Origin of the sequence: Erwinia sp. V90_4, assembly GCF_029967685.1 — a bacterium.
GTDB classification, from domain to species: Bacteria; Pseudomonadota; Gammaproteobacteria; order Enterobacterales; family Enterobacteriaceae; genus Erwinia; species Erwinia aphidicola.
In genome coordinates this window covers 1-8,858 of the sequence record NZ_JASCAQ010000006.1, presented here as the reverse complement: position 1 = coordinate 8,858, position 8,858 = coordinate 1, and the positions used below count along the sequence as shown (strand labels likewise).

The following is an 8,858-nucleotide window of genomic DNA, read 5'->3' as shown; positions in this document are numbered from 1 at the left end:
TCAGCCCGGTGTAAATCATCACCACGGGGCGACCGGAAAAAAGGTCGCCCCCTACCGCACAGGTTCACTGAATTGGTGTAGGGGCTGACCCTCTTTTTCGCTCAGCCCGGTGTAAATCATCACCACGAGGCGACCGGAAAAAAGATCGCCCCCTACGCACAGGTGCACTGGATTAGTGTAGGGGCTGACCCTCTTTTTCGGTCAGCCCGCAGTCAATCATCCCAACCGGTTATTTTTTACGCGGATAGTCGTCGCTGTTCACCCAGGCGTGGTCTTTCTCCCAGGTAAATTTCCACAGGCGCACCGGCCCGGCCATCACGTTGAGGTAGTAGTTGTCGTACCCGGCAACGGTCGACATCGGGTGATAGCCGCGCGGCACGGTAACGACGTCATGATTGTACGGCGCCATACAGACATCCAGCGAACGGTCGTCGGTATAGACACGCTGCATCGCGAAGCCGCGATCCGGGTTAAAGCGGTGGTAATAGGTCTCTTCCAGGTAGGTTTCATCCGGTGAATCTTCCTGGTCATGCTTATGGCTTGGGTAAGAGCTGGTGTTACCCTCGTCGGTATATACCTCCACCACCAGCAGACTGTCGGCAGGCTTATCGTCCGGCAGAATATTGTGCACCAGGCGCTTGTTATTGCCCTTGCCGCGCTGCTCGACGGCGACATCTTGCGGCGCAATCAGGCGGGCTGGCAGCTTGCCTTCCGTCGCTGGCGCGCTGCATACCGCCAGCTCAAGATCGGACTCTGCTACAACTTCAACCTGCTCGTTGTGCGGCACGTAAACCGAATAGGGCGGCGTGCGTTCAAACGGCGACATGCGCTTACCGATGTTCGGGAACTCCGCATGACGGGTTTTCACCGAAGCCAGCCCGGCAACCAGCACCAGGCACAGCTCTTTACTGCCGCTCTCAAGCGTCAGCGTCTGTCCTTTTTTCAACTGATAAGCGTCGAAACCGACATAGCGCCAGCCTGCACTTTCCGGGGTAACGTGCTGGATACGGCCCTGCGCATCCGGCTGTTTTACTTTGGATAGCAATGACATTCTGTCTCCTTGTTCTGTGGGCAAGCGTAGGGGCGAGGCACGCCTCGCCCGTTTTATCAGCCCAGAGTCGGCATACTGAATTCAGACACGGTTTTCTGGCCGCTTGGCCAGCGCACGGTGGCGGTTTTCATACGGGTGTAGAAGCGCACGCCGTCCGGCCCGTGTACGTTCAGCGCACCAAACACCGAACGCTTCCAGCCGCCGAAGCTGTGGAACGCCATCGGCACCGGCACCGGCACGTTAACGCCAACCATCCCCGCCTGTACTTCACGCACGAAGTCGCGGCCGGTGTGGCCATTGCTGGTAAAGATAGCGCTGCCGTTGCCGAACTCATGGCTGTTAACCAGATCCAGCGCGGTTTTGTAGTCTGGCGCGCGCATAATGCTTAGCACTGGCCCGAAGATCTCTTCACGCCAGATCACCATCTCATTGGTGACGTTATCGAACAGCGTACCGCCAACGTAGTAGCCTTCCGGGTTGCCTTCCACCTGGATACCGCGGCCATCAACCACCAGCTTCGCGCCTTCCGCCACGCCTTTGTCGATGTAGCCCAGCACTTTTTTCTGGTGCGCAGCGGAAACCACCGGCCCCATTTCATTCTCGTCTTTACCTTTGTGAATGCCAGGGCCAACGCGCAGGGCTTTTACCAGCGGCGTCAATGCCGCAATCAGCTTGTCGGCGGTGTCATCACCCACGGCCACCACCACCGGCAGCGCCATGCAGCGCTCACCGGCAGAGCCGAACGCGCCGCCCATAATGGCGTTTACGGTGGCATCGAGGTCGGCATCCGGCATCACGATAGCGTGGTTCTTCGCCGCACCAAATGCCTGCACGCGCTTGCCGTGGGCACTGGCGGTGGTGTAAATATGCTCGGCCACGCCGGAAGAGCCGACGAAGCTTACCGCCTGCACGCGCGGATCTTTATACAGCTGCTCGGCGTTTTCATTTGAGCTGTGTACCACGTTAAACACGCCGTCCGGCAGACCGGCTTCAGTCAGCAGCTCCGCCATACGCACAGAGGCAGACGGGTCAAGGGCCGGTGGCTTCAGCACGAAGGTGTTACCGCACGCCAGCGCAATGGGGAACATCCACAGCGGCACCATCGCCGGGAAGTTGAACGGGGTAATGCCCGCGACCACGCCGAGCGGCTGCATCAGCGAGTAGCTGTCAACGCCACTCGCCACATCCGCCGAGTTCTCACCTTTGATCAGGTGCGGGATGCCGCAGGCAAACTCCACCACTTCCAGACCACGGGTCAGTTCACCCAGCGCATCTGACCACACCTTGCCGTGCTCGCTGACAATCAGCTCAGCCAGCTCGTCGCGGTGCTGTTCCATCAGGGCTTTGAAGTTAAACATCACGCGGGCACGACGCAGCGGTGAAGTGCGGGACCAGCTATCGAACGCTTCATGAGCAACAGCAATGGCATACGCCACTTCGTCGCTGGTGCTCTGCGTCAGTTCACGCACCGCTTTGCCGGTGGCGGGGTCGTAAATTGGGATAGTTTCATTGCTGGCGCTCAGAGAAGTTTTACCGCCAATAAAGTTTCCTACGATAGTCATGTGCTGGCCTCTTTGATGAAGTAAGTTCCCTTGCTGGCAGTCTGACGTCTTTCCGCTGCCGCGCCGGGCAAAACCCTGATTCGTGTTGAGACAGTATAATATTGAAATAAATTTTTCAAATATTTCACTTTAGAAAATTCGTTTTTAGCGGCCTGGATCGCATTTTTTACGCCCAACCGATGTGCATCGATCGCCCACTTCACTGCCCTGAGTAAAAAACGCCGCAGCGCACGCCCGGTGCGGAACCGCCGTTTTTCGAACCGCCCGGTTAGCCCGGGATAATTGTGCGCTAAAACAGCTGCACTCCCCTGGGTTACAGGCTGCTGAACACCGCTATTATTGAAATTTTGCGAGACGGATCTAAAAATTTAAATTTCATTATTAACTAAACATGAAATAAATGTTCTCTTGTAGGCCATGCAGCACCTGCGACTGGCTCCGGCATGACAATAGCGCTGGCGCGGTAACCTTTTGAATACGCCCTACTTAACAGGAGCCATCTCATGGCTATTGATCCAACCCGCTTTTGCATTAACCGTAAAATCGCCCCCGCGCTCAGCATTGAAGCGTTTTTCCAGCTGGTGCAAAAACTCGGCCTGCATAAGGTTGAGCTGCGCAATGATATGAAGGGCGGCAGCGTTACCGACAATATGAGCCATCAGCAGGTGCGCGACCTGGCCGAAAAATATGGCATAGAGATCGTCACCATCAACGCGCTGTATCCGTTTAACCAAATCAGCGCTGACCTGCTGACGCGGGCGGAATCGCTGCTGAAAGATGCCAGCGGGATTGGTGCTAAAGCGCTGGTGATGTGCCCGCTCAACGACGGGACGCGAATTTCGGCCGAGGATACCGCAGCCGCGCTGCGCGAGCTGGCGCCGCTGTTTGCACGCTACGGCGTCAATGGCCTGGTTGAGCCGCTGGGGTTCCCGGTCAGTTCACTGCGCTCTGCCGGCCAGGCTATTAGCCTGATCCAACAGGCCGAGGTGCCGTTTAAAATCGTGCTGGATACCTTCCATCACCATCTGTTTGAGGGTGCGGAGCAGGATTTCGCCGCCGGTATTGCCGTGTCGCAGATTGGCCTGGTGCACCTCTCCGGAGTGATTGATGGCCGCCCGGTGAATGAGCTGACCGATGAAGAGCGCCTGATGCTGAGTGAAGACGACCTGCTGAAAAGCGCGTGGCAGGTGCAGCGCCTGGAAGCGCTGGGTTACCAGGGGGTTTACGCCTTCGAGCCGTTTGCCTCGGTGATGGACAGCTGGAGCGCGGCGGACATTGAGCGCGAGATCCGCCAGAGCATTGCGTTACTGCAGGATTAATGATTGCCCGGGCCGATCGAAAAAAAGATCGGCCCCTACGGGTCATCCAGGGCGGGTCGCTGTTCTGGTCCGCCCGCTAACGCGACATCGAAGCCTTCAACCTTATCGTCGCCACCATCGCTACGCACACCAGCAACCCGCTCAGCAGATAAATCACCGGCACACCGTACCAGCTCATAATCAACCCGGCCAGCGGCCCGGTAATGCCGAGCGCCAGGTCCATAAACGCCGTATAGGTTGCCAGTGCGCTCCCCTGATTCTGCGGCGGCACCACCTTCACCGCCACCACGCCAATCGCCGGGAACACCAGCGAGAAGCCTGCCCCGGTCAGCAGCGCACCGACCTTCGCCAGCCACGGCTCCCACGCGCCCCACACCATAAACAGCCCGAGCGCCTCCACCGCGAAGCACACCAGCGCCACGTTCAGCCCGCCGTGGCGGGTAATCGCATCAGGAAACAGCAGGCGGGTACCCACAAACGCGGCGCTAAACAGCGTCAGGGCAAAGGCCGCCCCCTCCCAGCCTTTCGCCTGGTAAAACAGGGTGATAAAGGTGGCGATCACACCAAATCCCGCCGACCCCATCGCCAGCAGCATGCCGAAGCCCCAGATGCGCCCCAGTACTGCGCGAAACGGCAGATGCTTGCCCTTGCTGTTTTTCACTTTCGCTCGCGGCAGCGCAAGAGAGATCGCCAGTAGCGCAATGGCGATAATGATCCCTGCCAGCAGCAGCAGGCCGCCCCAGTGGTAAATCGCCACGCCGAGCGGCGCACCCAGCGCCATCGCGCCGTAAGTGCAGATCCCGTTCCACGAAATCACCCGGCCAATGTGCAGCGACCCCACCACCCCAACCCCCCACAGCGTGGAGCCGGTGCCGGCAAAACTTTGGCCCACGCCAAGCATTACGCGCCCCAGGCACAGCAGCAGCAGGCTTAGCAGCGGGACCCCCGTGCCCAGCGCCGCCAGCAGGTAGCACAGCCCGCTGATCAGGCAGCCGCAAAGGCCGAGGATCACCACCTTCTTTGGCCCCCACAGATCGGCGTAGCGTCCGGCATGTGGGCGGCTCAGCAGGGTGGCGAAATATTGCAGGCTGATCACCAGCCCGGCCCAGAAGGCGCTGTAGCCCATCACATCGTGGACATAGCCCGGCAGCACCGCCAGCGGCAGGCCGATGGTCATATAGCTGGCAAAGTTGAACATCACGACGGAAATAATGCGCAGATTTAAACGAAAGCCACTTAATGCCGGGGCCTCGGCTGGCTGCTCAGACATGAAAATCACTGCTCGCAGGGTAAAAATGGATGAAATACCATCATACCTGAACCACTAAAAGCCCTGGACGTTTTTATCAAAGATGAGAATTCCCCTCATCACCCGCCATAAATCCGTCATATAGCCGCCCTATACTCGCCCGCAAAGTCCCAAAGAGGATAGAAAATGTCACGTTCCCCCACTTCCGTCACGCTGGAAGGCATTGGCTATGCCTTCGGGGCGCACACGGTGCTCAACCAGTGCGATCTGCGGATTGAAGCAGGCAGCATTGTTGCCCTGCTCGGCCCCTCGGGCTGCGGCAAAAGTACCCTTCTGAAACTGCTGGCCGGGCTGCTACAGCCTCAGCAGGGCACGCTGCATTTTGGCGAGCGCCTGATTGCCAGTGCCCGGCTCAGTACGCCTCCCGAACAGCGCGATATCGGCATGGTTTTTCAGGATTACGCCCTGTGGCCGCATATGAGCGTGGCGCACAACGTCGCCTTTCCGCTGCTGATGCGCAAGGTTCCCCCCCGTGAACGTGAAGCGCGCGTGCTGGCGGCGCTGCAGCGCGTTGGCCTGGCGGACTTCGCCCGGCGTAAACCCTCTGACCTGTCCGGCGGGCAGCAGCAGCGCGTGGCGCTGGCGCGGGCGATTATCGCCGAGCCAAAAATTCTGCTGTTCGACGAGCCGCTCTCTAACCTCGACCGTGACCTGCGCGAGTCGCTGTGCCTGGAGATGGCCAGCCTGCTGCGCCAGCTCGGCACCACCGCCGTGTACGTCACCCACGATCGCGGCGAGGCAGAGATGCTTGCCGACCGCATCGTCTGGCTGTCAGCGGGCAGCGTTTCAGCCATTCAAACCGTTACGTCACTCTCTGGGGAACTTGCATGACATTGTTTAAACTGAAGAAAACAGGAGCACTTTTCGCGATGATGCTGACTTCTGGCATGATGATCACCGATGCTAACGCCCTGACGGTGTATACCGCCGGGCCGGGCTCACTGGCGAAAAGCCTCGCCGCCGGGTATGAAAAGCAGACCGGGGTGAAGGTGAATATTTTCCAGGCCACCACCGGTAAAGTCATGGCACGGCTGGAAGCCGAACAGGCTAACCCACAGGCCGACATTCTGATCTCCGCCTCGTGGGATACCGCCGAAGAGCTGCAGCAGCGCGACTGGCTGCTGCCGTATCAGAGCGCCAACGCAGAGAAGGTGCCTGCGGCATTTAAATCCGACAGCTATGTGGCGCAGGGGATCTCGGCGCTCGGCATCGTCTGGAATACCAAAAGCGGCACCCCGGAGCCGAAAGAGTGGCAGGATCTCACCCGCCCCGCCTTTAAAGAGCGCGTCACCACCCCAGATCCGTCACTGTCAGGCGCCTCCCTCGACCTGCTTATCGGCCTGCAAAACAGCATGGGCGACAAAGCCTGGGATCTGTTCAGCCAGCTTAAAGCCAACAGTATGGTCATTGCCGGGCCCAACGCCCAGGCGCTGACCCCGGTGCTACAGGGTGCGAAAGCGGCAGTGTTCGGCGCGGTGGATTACGTCTCCTATAACAGCATTCAGGACGGTGAAGCGATTAAAGTGATCTTCCCGGCCAGCGGCACCGTGGTGGCCCCGCGCCCGATGATGATCCTGAAAAGCAGCCAGCACGCAGCCGATGCCAAAGCCTTTATCGACTACGTGCTGTCGCCAGAAGGCCAGCAGAAGGTGGCGGATGCCTGGCTGATGCCGGCGCGATCGGACGTTGGCGCTAAGCGTCCGCTGCTCAGCGACCTGAAAATCCTGCCCGCGCAGCGCGGTGGCAACGCCGACCGTGCTGGAGTCCTGCAGCGTTTTGGCACGCTGTTCAGCCAACCTTAAGCCGTGCGGTGGCGCGCCTGCGCCACCACTCAGGATCTGCATAATGAATTCTCGTCTGTTGCCGCTACTTACCGTGGCGCTGCTGGTGGTGCTGGTCGCTCTGCCGCTGCTGTTTATCCTGTTGCAGGCGCTGTTTCCGGCGCTGGCACAAGGCTCGTTCGCCGGGGCCTTCAGCCCAATCCCCACACTGCTGGCCGACCCGCAGCTGCCCGCACTGCTCGGCGGAACCCTGAAAACCGGGCTGGCGGTGGCGCTGCTCAGTGCGCTGGTCGGCATTCCGCTCGGCACGCTGCGCGGGCTGTTTAACCTGCCGCTGGCGCGCCTGTGGGATTTGCTGCTGCTGATCCCGTTTCTGACGCCGCCCTATATCGCTGCCCTGAGCTGGATGCTGGCTTTGCAACATAACGGCTATCTGGCTCAGCTGATGGGCGTCGATCTCAACGATCTGCTGTTCAGCCAGAGCGGCATTGCGCTGGTGATGACGCTGAACATTTTCCCGGTGGTCTACTTTGCCGTGTCGCGCAGCCTGCTGGCGAGCGGACAGCAGCTGGCGATTGTCGCCCGCGTACACGGGGCCAGCGCCCGGCGCGCCTTCTGGCACGTCACCCTGCCGATGATGCTGCCCGCGCTGGCCGCCGGGGTACTGCTGGCCTTTACTCTCGCCATCGAGGAGTACGGCGTCCCCGCCGCGCTTGGCTCGCGTGCCGGAGTGGTGATGCTGACGGTCGGCATTGAGGAGCGGCTGGCGGACTGGCCGATCGACCTGCCCGGCTCGTCGCTGCTGTCGCTACTGCTGGTGCTGGTGGCGCTGGCGGCTTTTGCCCTGCAGAAGAAGCTGGTGGGCAGTAAAGAGGTCACCAGCATTACCGGAAAACCGGCACAGAACAGCGGTGTACCTCTCGGCGGCTGGTGCTGGCCAGTGCTCGCGCTGTTCAGCCTGGTGGCGCTACTGGTGGTAGTGGTGCCGATGAGTTCGATGCTGCTGATCGCTCTGCTCTCCACGCTGTCCGGCGGCATGCAGCGGGATAACCTGACCCTGCGGCACTTCAGCGCGCTGTTTGCCCAGCACGGCGATGCGCTGGCAGCGCTCTCCACCAGCTTTGGGCTGGCGCTTGGCGCAGCGCTGATTACCGGGCTGCTCGGTTTTCTCGCCGCGTGGCTGGTGGTGGTCAGGCGTATTCGCGGCGCGGCAGTGATTGATGCGCTGTCGCTGCTGCCCGCCGCGCTGCCCGGCGTCGTGGTGGGCGTCGGGCTGATCCTGTTGTGGAACCAGCCGTTCTGGCCAGTCACGCCCTATAACAGCTGGGCGATTCTGCTGATCTCTTACTGCTGCCTGCTGCTGCCGTGGCCAGTGCGCTACGTTGGCAGCGCGCTGAAACAGCTTGGCGGCAACCTCGAACCCGCCGCCCGGGTTCACGGTGCCAGTTCACTGCAGGCGCTGCGCCATATCGTGCTGCCACTGGTATTCCCCAGCCTGCTGGCGGCGATGCTGATGGTATTTGCTATCGCCTCACGCGAGCTGGTGACGTCGCTGCTGCTGGCCCCGGCGGGGATGCAGACGGTGTCGATATTTATCTGGCGTCAGTTCGAGCAGGGTTCCGTCGGTCAGGGAATGGCGATGGCCAGCATCGCCATTTTCAGCGGGCTGCTGCTGATGCTGAGCGCGCTGGCGATGATGCAGCGCCGCGAACGCGGTTAGCCAGCGCGGTCGGGAAAAACACGGGGCGGGCATGCCCGCCCCCTACGGAGTAGCCGCGTACATCCCCAATCCCGCAGGGGCGCGGCATGCCGCGCCCGTCCCCACGGAGTAGCCGC

General features: G+C 60.6%; 7 protein-coding genes. 4 read left to right on the top strand and 3 right to left on the bottom strand.

Features of this window, described 5'->3' with window-relative positions; translation table 11 throughout:
• Positions 1–229: 229 nt before the first annotated feature.
• Together iolB and QLG07_RS02225 are read right to left on the bottom strand one after the other, a co-directional pair.
• Complete coding sequence (iolB, locus tag QLG07_RS02230; RefSeq protein ID WP_282468371.1) at positions 230–1,051, bottom strand: 5-deoxy-glucuronate isomerase; 822 nt, start codon at positions 1,049–1,051, stop codon at positions 230–232.
• 56 nt (positions 1,052–1,107) lie between these two features.
• Positions 1,108–2,613: a CoA-acylating methylmalonate-semialdehyde dehydrogenase gene (locus QLG07_RS02225; protein WP_282468370.1), complete on the bottom strand. Its 1,506-nt coding sequence runs from the start codon at positions 2,611–2,613 to the stop codon at positions 1,108–1,110.
• A 503-nt stretch (positions 2,614–3,116) separates the two neighbouring features.
• On the opposite strand from QLG07_RS02225, the gene QLG07_RS02220 reads away from it, so the two are divergent.
• A complete protein-coding gene (locus tag QLG07_RS02220; protein WP_062820989.1) occupies positions 3,117–3,932 on the top strand; it encodes a TIM barrel protein in 816 nt (271 codons plus the stop codon).
• Positions 3,933–4,008: 76 nt separating this feature from the next.
• Here the strand turns inward: QLG07_RS02220 and QLG07_RS02215 are convergent, their stop codons facing one another.
• Positions 4,009–5,202: an MFS transporter gene (locus tag QLG07_RS02215; protein WP_282468369.1), complete on the bottom strand. Its 1,194-nt coding sequence runs from the start codon at positions 5,200–5,202 to the stop codon at positions 4,009–4,011.
• Between the two features lie 165 nt (positions 5,203–5,367).
• Between QLG07_RS02215 and QLG07_RS02210 the strand changes: the two genes are divergently transcribed.
• Genes QLG07_RS02210 through QLG07_RS02200 form a run of 3 tightly spaced genes read left to right on the top strand, consistent with a single transcriptional unit; the run spans position 5,368 to position 8,742 of the window.
• Positions 5,368–6,072 (top strand): ABC transporter ATP-binding protein, encoded by a 705-nt coding sequence (locus QLG07_RS02210; protein WP_282468368.1) that lies wholly within the window; start codon positions 5,368–5,370, stop codon positions 6,070–6,072.
• 38 nt (positions 6,073–6,110) lie between these two features.
• The gene (locus tag QLG07_RS02205; protein ID WP_282468372.1) at positions 6,111–7,043 is read left to right on the top strand and encodes an ABC transporter substrate-binding protein; all 933 of its coding nucleotides are present in this window, start codon (positions 6,111–6,113) and stop codon (positions 7,041–7,043) included.
• Positions 7,044–7,086: 43 nt separating this feature from the next.
• A complete protein-coding gene (locus tag QLG07_RS02200; RefSeq protein WP_282468367.1) occupies positions 7,087–8,742 on the top strand; it encodes an iron ABC transporter permease in 1,656 nt (551 codons plus the stop codon).
• Positions 8,743–8,858: the final 116 nt, after the last annotated feature.